This is a genomic window from Marinobacterium sp. xm-d-530 (genome assembly GCF_013283365.1).
GTDB lineage: Bacteria > Pseudomonadota > Gammaproteobacteria > Pseudomonadales > Balneatricaceae > Marinobacterium_E.
This window is the reverse complement of record NZ_WBYM01000003.1, coordinates 253,782-267,560: the sequence shown is the minus strand read 5'-3', so window position 1 is coordinate 267,560 and position 13,779 is coordinate 253,782. Positions and strand designations below refer to the sequence as shown.

Genomic DNA, 13,779 nt, shown 5'->3' with positions numbered 1-13,779 from the left:
GTTACAAGAATGTTACACAGGTGTAATTTTTCTTTAAACAAACTGAAATGTTTTATTCACAGCGTTGTTAGATTAGCAAAACCAACGACTAGCCATTTGGTGCCTTCATAGTCGAAGTTCACTTGTACTCGGGCCTTCGGGCCGGACCCCTCAAAGTTTATGACCATGCCATCACCAAATTTAGGGTGGTTGACCCTCTGGCCTAGACTGAGTTGAGTGTCGGGCACTTCGCTGGCAAAAGCGGATTGAGGTGTGAAGCTGACCTCCATATCCGAGCCGCTGGAGAGCGGTCGGCGAACACTGGCATTTAGGCGCACCTCTTCAATCAACTCCAATGGAATCTCCTGAATGAAGCGTGAAGGGCGGTTGTAGTTGTCTTGGCCATGAAGGCGGCGGGACTCAGCGTAGGTCATGTAGAGTTTCTGCATGGCACGCGTAATACCTACATAACAGAGGCGGCGCTCCTCTTCTAAACGTCCGGGCTCTTCGGCCGACATGCTGTGCGGGAAGAGGCCTTCTTCCATACCGCATAGGAAGACCAGCGGGAACTCCAAGCCTTTCGCCGAGTGCAGAGTCATCAGTTGAACGCTGTCGGTATTGGGATCCGCCTGTGATTCACCGGCATCCAGCGCAGCTTGATCAAGGAAGGCAGCCAGCACGGAAGGGAACTCGGGGTTCTCCTCTTGGGACCACTGTTGCTCAAACTGACGCGCAGCTGTCACTAGCTCTTCCAAGTTTTCGATGCGCGACTGTGCTTTTTCACCTTTCTCTTTTTCATGGTGAGCAATCAGTCCAGAGAAGCGAATGGTATGTTCTGTCCGCTCCTGCAGGGATGCCTCTTCTGTATCAACCGTCAACTGATTGACCAGATCTAAGAAGGCCTGCAGAGCATTGCCGGCACGTGCTGGCAGCTTCTTATGCTCGATGATCTCGTTCGAGGCTCGCCACATTGAGATGCCTTGGCTTCGTGCGTAATCGCGTACCTCTTCAATGGTGCGCGTTCCGATGCCACGGGTCGGCACGTTAATGACGCGCTCCATCGCCGTGTCGTCATCGCGGTTGGCTATTAGGCGCAGGTAGGCGAGGGCATTTTTAATCTCTAAACGCTCATAGAATCGTTGGCCGCCATAGATGCGATAGGGAATTGCGGCACGGATCAGCATCTCCTCAAGCACACGGGATTGTGCGTTGGAGCGGTAGAGAATGGCGCTCTCGTCACGACGATTACCATCCGAAACCCACTGTGCGATGCGATCGACAATGAATCGCGCTTCATCCTGTTCATTAAAGGCTGCGTAGAGGCTGATAGGATCGCCTTGATTGCCCTCGGTCCACAGCTCCTTACCCAGTCGTCCAAAGTTGTTGCGAATGACGGCATTGGCCGCAGACAGAATGTTGTCTGTCGAGCGGTAGTTCTGCTCTAACTTGATGGTCTTAAGCCCACCAAAGTGTGCCTCAAGGTTTTGAATGTTCTCAATACGTGCGCCACGCCAGCCGTAAATCGACTGATCGTCATCGCCCACGGCCATCAGTTTGTGTTCACCCTGACAGAGCAGGCGCAACCAAGCGTACTGAATGGCGTTGGTGTCTTGGAACTCGTCTACTAAGACGTAACGGAAGCGCTCTTTGTAGTGCTGCAGCAGTTGTGGGTTCTTATCACGCAGCAGTTCAAGGCAGCGCAGCAGGAGTTCACCAAAATCGATCATGCCGCCGCGATCACAGGCCTGTTCATACGCCTCGTAGACACGTATTAAGGTGTCTTGTACCAGGTCACCGGTGCGCTCTAGATGTTTACTGCGTAGCCCTTCATCTTTCTGTGCATTGATGTACCACTGAATCTGTTTCGGCGGCCAGCGTGAATCGTCTAATCCCATCTCCTTAGAGATGCGTTTAACCAAACGTAACTGGTCATCGGAGTCCATGATCTGGAAGTTCTCACGCAGCCCGGCCTCTTGCCAGTGCGAGCGAAGCAGTCGGTGCGCCAAGCCGTGGAAAGTACCGACCCACATGCCATGCACATTGACGTTGAGCAGGCTCTCGATACGTCCACGCATCTCTTTAGCCGCTTTATTGGTAAAGGTAACCGCCAATATCGAATAGGGTGAAATCTGCTCGGCTTCTATCAACCAAGCGATTCGGTGAACCAAGACACGCGTCTTGCCTGATCCTGCACCGGCCAGCACCAGAAGGTTGCTGATATCCGCGGTAACCGCTTCACGCTGCGCATCGTTGAGGGAGTCGATAATGTGAGTTACATCCATAGTGCCGCACCGCTCAAAAAGAGAAATTACTGAATGGGCGTACAGTATACGCATAATTATTATGGGAGTCTTGGCATTCCTACGCAGCAAACTTACACTGGGATGACATATCCACCTTTATTGAGTAGTGAATGCCCCTATCTGCTGACCATACGACTGCCCGTTTGGCTGAGTATCAAGCCAACCCTGATACCGGGCCTAAGCTGCTCTTTTTTAGCGGTGGCACTGCGTTGAATGGCTTTTCGCAGATACTCAAACGCTACACCCACAACTCTATTCATTTAGTGACCCCCTATGACTCTGGCGGCAGCTCTGCTGTGTTGCGAAAAGCATTTGATATGCCTGCCGTGGGCGATCTACGTTCCCGAATGATGGCGTTAGCTGACGCCTCACTCGCCGGTCACCCTGAAGTGACCGAACTATTTGCTTACCGCCTTCCGACCGATGAGTCGCAATCATTGTTGCGTGTAAGGGTAGAGGCGATGCAACAACGCAACAACAGGCGCGTTCAGTCCATTCCCGAGCCTGTCCAGAGCATTATTTGTGATTTTTTAAACTACTTTCTTGAGTCAGCCCCCAAGGATTTTGACTTCAGGCGAGCCAGTATTGGTAATCTGATATTGGCGGGGGGCTACCTGAGCCATAATCGATCATTAGATCCTATTGCTCTGCTGTTTAGTCGTCTGGTTCATGTTAGAGGCCAAGTACGCACTGTTACGGACGAGTGCGGTGAACTGAAAGTGACGACAGAGAGTGGGCGAGAGATCATCGGACAGCATCGGATGACCGGAAAAGAGTCCCAGCCATTAAATGAGCGTATCGCCTCGCTTGATCTGCATTTGCCGCAGGGCTCGGAATCGCATTTGGCTGATCAAGAGAGAGGTTGGATCAATTCAGCGGATCTGGTCGTCTTCCCGCCCGGTAGTTTCTATAGCAGTATTCTGGCTAACCTACTCCCCAAAGGGGTGGGTAAAGCGATCATGGATAACCCTGCCAGCAAAGTGTATGTCCCAAATTTAGGTATGGATCCTGAGCAATTTGGCATGACATTGCAGGAGCAGATTGAGCAGTTGGAACGATTTATTGCTCGAGATGCAGGCGGTGTTTTTCAAAGTAGAGCAGAGCGCTGTATCGATATTTTGCTGACCGATTCCAAACTGTTGAGTGGCATTGATGCAGAGTTTCTAACCTGGCTAGATAAGCGTGGCATTCAGCTTTTGGATGTTGATCTGGTGAATCCTAAGCGCACAGATTGCTACGATGAGACTAAGTTGGCGGAAGCTTTATTATCACTGGCATAGATAGATGGGTCAGACCAGAGGTCAGACCCACCGGTTCCTCACAGGTGTCTGACCTCCGGTCTGACACCACTATCTTTTAAATGTAGAAATTCGTTCCTACAGCTGACTCGGCGATTTAATTCGGTGCATCAGCACCTGTTTAAACTCATCAGGGTCTTTCAGTGTCTTATCGCTGCCGTTGCCTTGCTGGGCATCAACCCATGGCTCCAAGCGAGATAGCCAGAATCGCATCGCAGCGGTACGAGTCAGCTGTGGCCAAACCTCATGCTCGTCTGCAGTATAGGGGCGAATGGCTGAGTAGGCTTTTAACAGGGCTTGCTCTCGCACCGGATCAATCTGCAGATTCTCATCCAGACACCAATCATTGGCGACAATCGCTAGATCATAGAGCCAGTAGGCGGTTGCTGCATTATAGATATCCAGAATTGCCGCCAGCTTATCCTCATGGAACAGAGCGTTATCATGGAAAAGATCCCCATGCGTAATGCCCATTGGAAGGTTCGTGTAGGTGTCGCGAAGCTCATCAAACCGAGCGACCTCTTCGGACAGTAAATCACGAGACTCTGAATCGATAAAAGGAGCGAGTCGTTCACTCTCTCTACGCCACCAGAACACGCCACGGTGTGCCTGTCGCTTCAGGTAAAAATCGTTAGAGGCTTGGTGGTAGTGTGCAAGGGCCGTGCCGATTTGAGCACAATGATTGGCCGTCATAAGCTCGCGTTTTAGGTGTGCGCCAGGGTAGCGCGGCTGAATAATAGCCGGTTTTTTTGAGATCTGTTTCAGACCAATGCCATTTCGATCTTCGATGGCATAAGAGACCGGAACGTTGCGCTTCGCTAGCCAGCTACCCAGCTCAACAAAGAAGGGTACCTCATCTCTGTCAAGCTCTTCAAAAAGAGTAAGTACATACTCCGCCTGTTGGCCGCTCTTTTCAGTCTTTAAGAAAAAGTTGGTGTTTTCAATACCACCATCAATGCCTTTAAGTGCCACGGCCTGGCCAATATCAAAATCAGCGAGCAGTTTGTCGAGGTCGGTGTCAGACACCTGGGTGTATACAGCCATGGTTGGTTCTCAATGATCAGGGGCTATCTGCTGCTAAAGCTTGGGTGCAGCAGCGCTTTTGTCTATGATTGTGTGCCTTGCTTAAAAATACAATAGATATCTTATTATGACCGACACAAAAGCCCCTGTAGTTCTCGTTGATGGCTCCTCTTATCTGTTCCGCGCCTTCTTTGCCTCGCAACAGGCTGATTTAAGAACATCCGACGGGCGTCCAAGCGGTGCGGTGCGACTGGTCACCTCAATGATGCGCAGCCTGTTAAAGAGTTATCCCAACTCTCCAGTGGCGGTCATCTTTGATGCGAAGGGTAAAACCTTTCGTGATGAGATCTATCCGGAATACAAAGCACAGCGTCCACCGATGCCCGATGATCTGCGTGAGCAAATTGAACCGGTTCATAACATCATTAAAGCGATGGGATTGCCACTGTTGGTGGAAGAGGGCGTCGAAGCGGATGATGTGATCGGTACTCTGGCGCGCCAAGCCGAAGCGCACAATTTAGAGGTTGTGATCTCAACAGGTGATAAAGATATGGCGCAGTTGGTCGATGATAAGGTCACCCTAATCAACACCATGACGGACACTAAGATGGATCGCGACGGGGTGGTCGAAAAGTTTGGTATTCCCCCAGAATTGATCATCGATTATCTGGCGTTGATGGGTGATAAGGTCGACAACATTCCAGGTGTGCCAGGTGTGGGCGAGAAGACGGCACTGGCGCTTCTGCAAGGTATTGGCGGTATCAGTGACCTCTACCAAAATCTCGATAAGATTGCCGATCTAACCTTCCGCGGCTCTAAAACCATGGCCAAGAAGCTTGAAGAGCATCGCGAAGCTGCTGAGCTCTCCTATCTGTTGGCCACGATTAAAACCGATGTTGAGCTGTCGATCTCTCTGTCGGATGTGCACCTTCCGCAACCGGATAACGCATCATTGATTGAGCTGTTTAAGGATTACGAGTTCCGCTCTTGGGTGGCGCTATTAGAAGGCCCCGATGGGCAAGCGGTTGAAGACTCTGCGCCTTCAAGCGAGCCCGATGCTCCTAAGCCTAGTGTTGAACGCCACTACGAAACCATTTTGGATCAGGCGACAGCCTCTACATGGTTTGCCAAACTGCGTGCTGCGGGCACCTTTGCCTTTGATGCCGAGACGACCAGCCTAAACTACATGCAAGCGCAGTTGGTCGGTGTCTCATTCTGTTGTGAAGCGGGTAAAGCGGCGTACTTGCCACTGGGCCATGATTACGTCGGCGTGCCGGAGCAGGTTAATTTTGATTGGGCGCTAGCGGAGCTTAAAACGCTGCTCGAGGATGCCTCCCTTAAGAAAGTGGGTCAGCACATTAAGTACGACATGAATGTGCTGGCGCGATATGGCATCAATGTTCAGGGCGTATCAGCGGATACCATGCTGGAATCCTATGTGCTGAACAGTACCGCGACACGCCATGATATGGACAGTTTGGCTAAGTTCTATCTAGATGAGAGTACCATCAGCTTTGAATCCTTGGCCGGTAAAGGCAAGAAACAACTGACCTTTAATCAGATCGAGATAGAGCAGGCCGCCCCTTATGCCGCTGAAGATGCCGATATTACGTGGCGTCTGCATGAGACCTTGCAGCAAGCTCTAAATGAAGTGCCTTCGGTGAAACCGATTCTAGACGAGATCGAGATTCCACTGATTCCGGTTCTGTCACGCATTGAACGCAACGGTGCGCTGATTAAATCGGTACTGCTGGCGCAACAGAGTGCTGAGATCGAGCAGCGCCTTAAGGTGTTAGAGAACGACGCGTTTGAAGCGGCGGGCGAGCCCTTCAATCTATCCTCACCTAAACAACTGCAGACCATTCTGTTTGAAAAGCAGGGGCTGCCGGTGATTAAGAAGACTCCGAAAGGCGCCCCGTCGACGGCAGAAGAGGTGCTGCAAGAGTTGGCGCTGGAGTACCCACTGCCCAAGCTGATTATTGAGCACCGCGGTCTAACCAAATTGAAATCGACCTACACGGACAAGCTGCCGACGATGGTTGATCCCAATACGGGTCGTCTGCACACCTCCTACCATCAAGCGGTGACGGCTACAGGACGTCTCTCTTCGACTGACCCGAACCTGCAGAATATTCCGGTTAGAACGGCCGAAGGTCGACGTATCCGACACGCCTTTGTCGCTCCAGAGGGCTACCGCATGGTGGCGGCCGACTATTCACAGATCGAACTGCGCATTATGGCGCACCTCTCTGGCGATGCGGGATTGGTCAATGCCTTTGCCAATGGCGATGACATTCACAAAGCGACGGCTGCCGAGGTCTTTAAGGTCTCACCGGATGAGGTCAGCACCGATCAGCGCCGCAGTGCCAAAGCGATCAACTTCGGCTTGATCTACGGTATGTCTGCGTTTGGTTTGGCCAAGCAGTTGGGTACGTCGCGTAAAGAGGCGCAGACCTACATTGAGCACTATTTCGAAACCTACCCAGGTGTCCAAAACTACATGGAGAGCACCCGCGACATGGCGCGCGAGCAGGGGTACGTTGAGACCATCTTTGGTCGCCGTCTCTACTTGCCAGAGATCAACGCCCGTAACCCAATGTTGCGCCAAGGGGCTGAACGGACTGCGATCAACGCTCCGATGCAGGGTACCGCCGCCGATATCATTAAGCGCGCTATGTTGGCGGTAGATGCTTGGCTAACAGAAAGCGGCTTTGATGCCAGAATGATCATGCAGGTGCACGATGAATTGGTCTTTGAAGTGGCTGAAGATCAGGTTGATGCATTTAATGCTGAGATTAAACGTCTAATGGAGTCGGCCGCTGAATTGAGTGTGCCGCTGTTGGTCGAAGTGGGTGTCGGTGATAACTGGGAGCAAGCGCACTAAGCGTGCTCCCGTTGACACAAATAGCTCTATTCTGCGTCGAACTGCTCAGGCAGTAGCCAGCTGTCTAGACGGTTACGTAGCTGATCGACGCCCGTTTTCTTTAGTGCTGAAAAGACCTGGACACTGACTTTGTCGGCCAGACGCTCTTTGGTCTCTTTCTTAATCTTCAACAGTGTTGCCTGAGCTGGGCCGCGTTTTAGCTTGTCGGCTTTGGTGAGAAGGATGTGCAGTGGCACGCCCGTAGATTCACACCAGTCGATCATCATCTCATCGAACTCTTTCATCGGATGGCGGATATCCATCACCAATACCACCCCGCGCAGACATTGACGGCGCTGTAGGTAGTCATCGAGATGCTTTTGCCAGTGCTCTTTCATCGCGATGGGCACTTTCGCATAGCCATACCCTGGAAGGTCGACAATTCGCACACCTTCGACATTCAGATCGAAAAAGTTGATCAGCTGTGTGCGACCTGGCGTTTTAGAAGTGCGCGCTAAACTGTTTTGATTGGTTAGCGAGTTAATGGCACTCGACTTGCCCGCATTGGAACGTCCAGCAAAGGCAACTTCTGCACCGACATCTTCTGGACATTGACTGAGTTTTGCCGCGCTTATAAGAAAACGTGCTGTGTTGTAATGAATTTGTTCTAACTCTTCAGTCATATCTGGCCTTTAGTACTATATAAGTACGGGGTTTATCGGTTTTCGTTATAGATGATTAGGTTTATAATGCACCGCAATTTTAGCGCTGTCGTCAACTCGTAACCACCAAAAGTGAAAAAAACGAGCGCGTTGAACGGATTCGACGAAGCCAGCACCACTGGTTTCAAACTTTTCAAAGATGAAATGTGGGTAGAGAGCCATGAAAAAAGTATTACTCGGAATGTTGATCAGCGTTGGTCTGGTTAGCGGATCGAATGCGGCAGATGTCGCTCAACTAACGGCTGTTTGTGCTGGCTGTCACGGTGCTGATGGTAACAGCATGGTGGGTAACTTTCCTAAGATTGCCGGCCAAGGTCAGCCATACCTGCTAAAACAGCTGAAAGAGATCAAATCAGGTGCACGTGCGATTCCTGAAATGACCGGTCTTCTTGATGCAATGAGCGATGATGAGCTTGCAGCGATTGCCGCTCACTACGCAGGTAAAACGATGGTTGGCGGTCAGGCAGATCCAGCACTGGTTGAGCTTGGCCAGAAGATCTACCGCGCAGGTAACCCAGAGAGCGGCGTTGCAGCTTGTACCGCTTGTCACGGTCCTGCAGGTAAAGGCATTACGTCTGCAGGCTACCCAGCTCTAGCGGGTCAGCACGCTCAATACACTGAGAGCACCCTTAAGAAGTTCTACTCAGGTGAGCGTAACAACGATCCAAACGCTATGATGCGTACGATCGCTGCGAAGATGAAAGAGAACGAAATGAAAGCGGTAGCCGCTTACATTCAAGGTCTATACGAGTAATCGTAGACTTCCATTAAGAGGCAGCTTCGGCTGCCTTTTTTGATTTCAGCTTCAATTCAGCCATGACCATTACTTTAGTTATTAAAGACCATTTTCAAGGAACTAAACCATGTTAAGACGTTCATTCAATCTGTTTGCTGTTGCCGTTTTATCGCTTGGCGCCACACTTGCTCATGCGACAGAGTGGAAGGCGGGTGAGCACTACACCGTTCTTAAACAGCCTGTACCTACAGCGGATGCGAACAAAATCGAGGTGGTTGAGGCCTTCGGTTACTCTTGTCCGCACTGTAATGCCTTTGAACCGATGCTTCACGCTTGGAGCCAGAAGCTTGCAGACGACGTGACGTTTGAAAATATGCCCGTTGTGTTTGGCCGCAGTTGGGAGCCACTCGCTCGTGCTTACTACGTAGGTAAGCTACTTGGCGTTAAAGATAAGGTTCACCAAGCGATGTTTGATGCGATTCATGTTGAGCGTCGTCGCTTCCGCAGTCCAGAAGATATCGCTGAAGTATTTGAAGAGCATGGCGTGTCGAAGCAGGACTTCCTTAAGACCTACAACTCCTTTGCGGTTGGCATGCAGCTGAAGCAGAGTGATGCGCGTGTCCGTGGATACCAGATTCAGGGTGTACCAAGCATCATCGTTAACGGTAAATACCTAGTCACCTCTACTCTAACGGGTTCACACGCCAACATGTTGAAAGTGGCAGAACACCTAATCGAGAAAGAGCGCAACGCTCAATAAAGGCGCAATAACCTTTTAACAGCTGCTCCTTTTGGAGCAGTTGTTTTTTGTACTCCTCTAAGGTGGCATAATAGCCGCTTCATTATCGATCAGTGCTGGCGGCCGTTTCGTGCAAAGCATTCTTAGAATCATCAAAATTTATTGGGTTATTGCCCGTTTCCGTCTTGATACCTTCATCAACACGACCCGCTTGCCTTGGTACCTTCGCCTTGTGGTTACCCTTTTGCCTTGGCGTCTCTTCTTCCGTGCCAACGGCAGCTCTGAGGCGCGTTTACGCGGTGCATTGATCGCTTTAGGTCCTGTATTTATTAAGTTTGGACAGACCCTATCAACCCGACGTGACTTGCTGCCGCCAGATCTCGCCAATGAATTAGCACTGCTGCAGGATCGAGTGCCCCCGTTCGAAGGCGCACAAGCGCGACAATTGATAGAGAAACAACTGGGTGCCAGTGTCGATGAGCTTTTTGCAGAGTTCGATGCCGAACCCTTAGCCTCGGCATCCGTTGCCCAGGTTCATCCGGCTCGCTTAAAAGATGGCCGTGCTGTCGTTGTTAAAGTGATTCGCCCGGGCATTGAACGTGTCATACGCCAAGATGTTGCGCTGCTCTATGTCATGGCACGTATGGTGCAGAATCTTTGGTCCGAAGGTAAGCGCCTGCGTCCCGTTGAGGTGGTTGAAGAGTACGAACAGACCATTTTTGATGAGCTCGATCTGCGCAAAGAGGCTGCCAATGCGACTCAGCTAAGACGTAACTTTGCCGACTCAGATATTCTTTATGTGCCCGAGGTTTATTGGGACTTTACGCGTCAAAGCGTCATGGTGATGGAGCGTATATCCGGTATTCCTGTGGCGGATGTCGACGCTTTGCAAGCTCAGGGTACCAATATGGAGAAGCTGGCTGAACGTGGCGTAGAGATCTTCTTTACCCAAGTCTTCCGTGATAGTTTTTTCCATGCTGATATGCACCCAGGTAACATCTTTGTATCGCGTGAAAACCCTGACGACCCACAATACATTGCCGTTGATTTTGGTATTGTGGGATCGCTTTCACCTGAAGATCAGAGCTACCTGGCCCGTAATATTTTGGCCTTCTTCCAGCGCGACTACCGTTTGGTGGCACAGTTACACATCGACTCCGGTTGGGTACCTGCTGATACCAATGTTCACGCTTTCGAGACCGCGATTCGCAGTGTTTGTGAGCCGATTTTTGAAAAGCCATTGAAGGATATCTCCTTTGGCATGGTGCTGTTAGGACTATTCCAGACGGCGCGTCGCTTTAATATGGTTGTTCAGCCTCAACTGATTCTTCTGCAAAAAACCTTGCTCAATATTGAAGGGCTGGGTCGACAGCTCTATCCAGAATTGGATCTTTGGAAAACGGGTAAACCCTATCTAGAAAACTGGATGAAAGAGCGTATGGGTGTCAAAGCGATGATCAAGAATATCAAGCAGCAGGCACCGGATTGGATTGAGAAGTTACCGCAAATTCCACAACTGGTATTTGATAACTTGCAACAAAACCGTCAAGCGGGTGAGTTAGAGTACCAACGCATGCTGGCTTTGCAGCAAGCGCAAGAGCAGCGATCACGCAATAAACGCCGTACCCTACTGTTGGCAGCCACTTTAGCAGCTGCGACAGCATTGGCAGAGCCGGCCGTATTGGCTTGGGTAGAATCCCTTCCCGGTTATGCTTGGCTGCCAGCCGGTTTGGCTTGGCTGCTTGTGTGGCGGGCATAGGAAAGAGAGATGTCTTGGTTAGATGAAATTAAGTGGGACGATCGTGGTTTAGTACCGGCGATCGCTCAAGATTACAAAACCGGTGAAAACCTAATGGTCGCTTGGATGAACCGCGAGTCATTAGAGTTGAGTGTGGCCGAAGGGCGTGCCATTTATTGGTCGCGTTCGCGTCAAAAGCTTTGGCGTAAAGGTGAAGAGTCGGGTAATGTTCAGCAGCTGCACGCGATCCGTTTGGACTGTGATGCAGATGTCATTCAGTTGAGCGTTGAACAAATTGGCGAAGTGGCTTGTCATACAGGTCGCCGCAGCTGTTTTTACCGTAAGCTCAACAGTGAGACCGGCGAATGGCAAGTTGAAACGGACGTGCTGAAGGATCCAGCGCTGCTGTATGCGAAAGAGGATACCAAAGGTGAATAACGTTATTGGCGAACTGTCCGCTATTCTTGAAGAACGTAAAGGGGCGTCAGCTGACTCGAGTTATGTAGCCAGTCTTTACTCTAAAGGGTTAAATAAAATCTTAGAGAAAGTGGGTGAAGAGGCGACTGAAACCATCCTTGCGGCTAAAGATGCAGAAAAGAGTGGTGACAATTCGGAGCTAATCTACGAAACTGCTGATCTTTGGTTCCATACCATGGTGGCGTTAAAGCACTTAGATGTGTCACCGGAACAGGTTTTAGAGGAACTGGCACGACGTTTTGGTCTGTCAGGCCTTGAAGAAAAAGCAAATCGCACCAAATAATAGGTGTATAACAAACTAAAACAGAACAACAACGCGTTAGGAGAACTGTAATGGGTTTTGGTGGTATCAGCATTTGGCAATTGGTTATCGTACTCGGCATTATCATTCTGCTGTTCGGTACTAAGAAACTTCGTAACCTGGGTGGTGACGTAGGTTCAGCTGTAAAAGGCTTCAAAAAAGCAATGTCTGATGAAGGCGCAAAAGAAGAGCCTAAATCAATCGCTCAAGAGAGTGATGCAGAGTTCAAAGCTGCAGACGCTGAAAAAACTGAAGATAAAACCGAATCTAAGTCTTAATTTAAGATGTTTGATATCGGTTTTGCCGAGCTGCTCATCGTTGGTGTAGTAGGTCTGGTCGTACTTGGTCCAGAGAAACTGCCGACAGCAGCTCGCACGGTTGGCCTATGGGTAGGTCGTATTCGCCGCTCTATCGGTTCGATTCAACGCGAGATCAATGAAGAGTTGCGCGTTGACGAGCTAAAACGCACCACGGCGATGAGCAAAGATCAGCTAGAGAAAGAGCTTGGTGATGTTACCGAATCTTTCCAGCGTCCTTTTGGTGAGGATTCGCCTGCAGAAAAAGCAGCACCTGACGCCCCCAAAACCGACTTTGACCCAACTTCATTTACCAGTGACCCTTCCGTTCACGAAGCTTACAAGCCAACCGCCGTAGCCGAAGAGAACGCTCAAGAAGAGAGCGCTGCCCAAGTCGCTGAATCAGATGTTGCCGAGCCGGTAACTGCTGAACCAGCTGAGCAGCTAGCGGACAATACAGAGCAGAATGAGCCAAACAAACACAGCTGATAAAGAGCAGCCATTAATTGCCCACCTAATCGAGTTACGCCAGCGCGTCATGCGCATCGTGTTGTTCGTGTTGGTGATTTTTGCGGGGCTTTTCTACTTCGCGAATGATCTTTATGCCTACCTATCGGCACCGCTGACTGCGCTGCTGCCTGAAGGGACCAGCATGATCGCGACGGACGTTACGTCGCCGTTCTTTGCGCCCTTTAAATTGGCATTGGTGTTAGCGGTATTCATCGGTATCCCTTACATTCTGCATCAGATCTGGAGCTTCATCGCACCGGGTCTATACGAAAATGAGAAGCACCTTGCCGTGCCTCTTCTGATCTCATCGATCTTCCTCTTCTACGCCGGTATTGCCTTTGCCTACTTTGTGGTCTTCCCACTGGTATTTGGCTTCTTTACCAGCGTAGGTCCAGAGAACGTTGCGGTGATGACGGACATCAGCAGCTATTTGAACTTCGTTCTAAAACTGTTCTTCGCTTTCGGTGTGGTCTTCGAGATCCCTATCGCAACGCTGTTACTGATCTGGTCAGGCGCGACAACTGCACAGTCACTGGGTGAAAAACGTGCCTATGTGATCGTTGGCTGTTTTGTTGTCGGCATGCTGCTGACACCGCCAGATATCATCTCTCAATCACTACTCGCGCTGCCAATGTGGCTGCTGTTCGAAGTAGGTCTGATCATGGGCCGTATCTTTGTTCGCAACACGGATGAAGAGGAGTTTGAAGATGAGTTCGCCGCGGCCGAAGCCGAAGACGATGCAAACCGTTCAGACTCAGAAGAGACTGATAGCAGCGCTAAAAGCTAAGTTTTAA

General features: G+C 50.4%; 13 protein-coding genes. 10 read left to right on the top strand and 3 right to left on the bottom strand.

Annotated elements, in window-relative coordinates; all coding sequences use genetic code 11:
- Positions 1-56: 56 nt before the first annotated feature.
- Entirely contained in the window at positions 57-2,261 is a 2,205-nt protein-coding gene (gene uvrD, locus XMD530_RS06670) for a DNA helicase II (RefSeq protein WP_173481844.1), read from the bottom strand.
- A 131-nt stretch (positions 2,262-2,392) separates the two neighbouring features.
- On the opposite strand from uvrD, the gene XMD530_RS06665 reads away from it, so the two are divergent.
- Positions 2,393-3,562, top strand: coding sequence for a GAK system CofD-like protein (locus XMD530_RS06665; protein ID WP_173506915.1), 1,170 nt, complete (start codon positions 2,393-2,395; stop codon positions 3,560-3,562).
- Positions 3,563-3,658: 96 nt separating this feature from the next.
- Here the strand turns inward: XMD530_RS06665 and XMD530_RS06660 are convergent, their stop codons facing one another.
- Positions 3,659-4,624 (bottom strand): homoserine kinase, encoded by a 966-nt coding sequence (locus XMD530_RS06660; RefSeq protein WP_173506914.1) that lies wholly within the window; start codon positions 4,622-4,624, stop codon positions 3,659-3,661.
- A 106-nt stretch (positions 4,625-4,730) separates the two neighbouring features.
- Here XMD530_RS06660 and polA point away from each other — a divergent pair, with 106 nt between their 5' ends.
- A complete protein-coding gene (gene polA / locus XMD530_RS06655; RefSeq protein WP_173506913.1) occupies positions 4,731-7,487 on the top strand; it encodes a DNA polymerase I in 2,757 nt (918 codons plus the stop codon).
- A 26-nt stretch (positions 7,488-7,513) separates the two neighbouring features.
- Here the strand turns inward: polA and yihA are convergent, their stop codons facing one another.
- Entirely contained in the window at positions 7,514-8,149 is a 636-nt protein-coding gene (gene yihA, locus XMD530_RS06650) for a ribosome biogenesis GTP-binding protein YihA/YsxC (RefSeq protein WP_173506912.1), read from the bottom strand.
- Between the two features lie 199 nt (positions 8,150-8,348).
- On the opposite strand from yihA, the gene XMD530_RS06645 reads away from it, so the two are divergent.
- From XMD530_RS06645 to tatC, 8 genes are all read left to right on the top strand, one after another.
- Positions 8,349-8,942 carry a cytochrome c gene (locus XMD530_RS06645; protein ID WP_173484178.1) on the top strand — a complete coding sequence of 198 codons (594 nt, stop codon included), beginning with the start codon at positions 8,349-8,351 and terminating at the stop codon, positions 8,940-8,942.
- A gap of 109 nt (positions 8,943-9,051) precedes the next feature.
- Positions 9,052-9,684, top strand: coding sequence for a thiol:disulfide interchange protein DsbA/DsbL (locus XMD530_RS06640; RefSeq protein WP_173506911.1), 633 nt, complete (start codon positions 9,052-9,054; stop codon positions 9,682-9,684).
- A 109-nt stretch (positions 9,685-9,793) separates the two neighbouring features.
- Complete coding sequence (gene ubiB, locus XMD530_RS06635) at positions 9,794-11,422, top strand: ubiquinone biosynthesis regulatory protein kinase UbiB (RefSeq protein ID WP_173506910.1); 1,629 nt, start codon at positions 9,794-9,796, stop codon at positions 11,420-11,422.
- A gap of 9 nt (positions 11,423-11,431) precedes the next feature.
- Positions 11,432-11,839, top strand: a complete 408-nt coding sequence (hisI, locus tag XMD530_RS06630; protein WP_173481852.1) for a phosphoribosyl-AMP cyclohydrolase — start codon at positions 11,432-11,434, stop codon at positions 11,837-11,839.
- Positions 11,832-12,161 carry a phosphoribosyl-ATP diphosphatase gene (locus XMD530_RS06625; protein ID WP_173481853.1) on the top strand — a complete coding sequence of 110 codons (330 nt, stop codon included), beginning with the start codon at positions 11,832-11,834 and terminating at the stop codon, positions 12,159-12,161. Before hisI ends, XMD530_RS06625 begins: the two co-directional genes overlap by 8 nt.
- Before the next feature lie 50 nt (positions 12,162-12,211).
- Positions 12,212-12,457, top strand: coding sequence for a twin-arginine translocase TatA/TatE family subunit (gene tatA / locus XMD530_RS06620; protein WP_173481854.1), 246 nt, complete (start codon positions 12,212-12,214; stop codon positions 12,455-12,457).
- Positions 12,458-12,463: 6 nt separating this feature from the next.
- On the top strand, positions 12,464-12,964 hold the full coding sequence (gene tatB, locus XMD530_RS11505) for a Sec-independent protein translocase protein TatB (RefSeq protein WP_173481855.1): 501 nt from the start codon (positions 12,464-12,466) through the stop codon (positions 12,962-12,964).
- Positions 12,942-13,772 (top strand): twin-arginine translocase subunit TatC, encoded by an 831-nt coding sequence (tatC, locus tag XMD530_RS06610; RefSeq protein ID WP_173481856.1) that lies wholly within the window; start codon positions 12,942-12,944, stop codon positions 13,770-13,772. The genes tatB and tatC overlap by 23 nt, the downstream gene beginning before the upstream one ends.
- The last annotated feature ends 7 nt before the right edge of the window (positions 13,773-13,779 follow it).

Excerpts from the sequence above, each read along its gene's own strand:
- uvrD (WP_173481844.1), bottom strand. The coding sequence starts at position 2,261 with ATGGATGTAACTCACATTATCGACTCCCTCAACGATGCGCAGCGTGAA.
- XMD530_RS06665 (WP_173506915.1), top strand. The coding sequence starts at position 2,393 with ATGCCCCTATCTGCTGACCATACGACTGCCCGTTTGGCTGAGTATCAA.
- XMD530_RS06660 (WP_173506914.1), bottom strand. The coding sequence starts at position 4,624 with ATGGCTGTATACACCCAGGTGTCTGACACCGACCTCGACAAACTGCTC.
- polA (WP_173506913.1), top strand. The coding sequence starts at position 4,731 with ATGACCGACACAAAAGCCCCTGTAGTTCTCGTTGATGGCTCCTCTTAT.
- yihA (WP_173506912.1), bottom strand. The coding sequence starts at position 8,149 with ATGACTGAAGAGTTAGAACAAATTCATTACAACACAGCACGTTTTCTT.
- XMD530_RS06645 (WP_173484178.1), top strand. The coding sequence starts at position 8,349 with ATGAAAAAAGTATTACTCGGAATGTTGATCAGCGTTGGTCTGGTTAGC.
- XMD530_RS06640 (WP_173506911.1), top strand. The coding sequence starts at position 9,052 with ATGTTAAGACGTTCATTCAATCTGTTTGCTGTTGCCGTTTTATCGCTT.
- hisI (WP_173481852.1), top strand. The coding sequence starts at position 11,432 with ATGTCTTGGTTAGATGAAATTAAGTGGGACGATCGTGGTTTAGTACCG.
- tatA (WP_173481854.1), top strand. The coding sequence starts at position 12,212 with ATGGGTTTTGGTGGTATCAGCATTTGGCAATTGGTTATCGTACTCGGC.
- tatB (WP_173481855.1), top strand. The coding sequence starts at position 12,464 with ATGTTTGATATCGGTTTTGCCGAGCTGCTCATCGTTGGTGTAGTAGGT.
- tatC (WP_173481856.1), top strand. The coding sequence starts at position 12,942 with ATGAGCCAAACAAACACAGCTGATAAAGAGCAGCCATTAATTGCCCAC.